Below are 331 nucleotides of genomic sequence, written 5' to 3' on the forward strand. Positions count from 1 at the left end.
ATGATCCGGTCGGCCGCGAAGGCCAGCATCTCGCGCACCCGCTTGCTTTCAGTCAGCTCGATCAGCGCCATTCTCTTCGGTCATCGTCATCTCAAACTGGTTCAAGGTCTTGCAACTCGAACTTTCACCGAAGATCGACGGTGAGCGCCAGCATCACTACCGGCCGCGCGCTGCAATACGTCGCGGGCTTCAGGCGCGGCCTCCTACACCAACTGTTGGGACACCGCTCGGATGCCTGGATGACAACCCTGCAGAACTTGGGATGCGACCGACGGCAAAGGCAACTGAAGCACATGCGAGTGGACGTGGTGTTCAGTAAGCGGGAAGGGAA

1 protein-coding gene is annotated in these 331 nt (G+C 59.2%); it reads left to right on the top strand.

Translation table 11 applies throughout. The features are described 5' to 3' along the window. Positions 1–140: 140 nt before the first annotated feature. Positions 141–331, top strand: a 191-nt coding sequence (locus tag C5F48_RS25885) for a hypothetical protein (protein ID WP_219907859.1), incomplete at its 3' end; no start/stop codon positions are given.

This window comes from Cereibacter changlensis JA139 (genome assembly GCF_003034985.1).
GTDB lineage: Bacteria > Pseudomonadota > Alphaproteobacteria > Rhodobacterales > Rhodobacteraceae > Cereibacter > Cereibacter changlensis.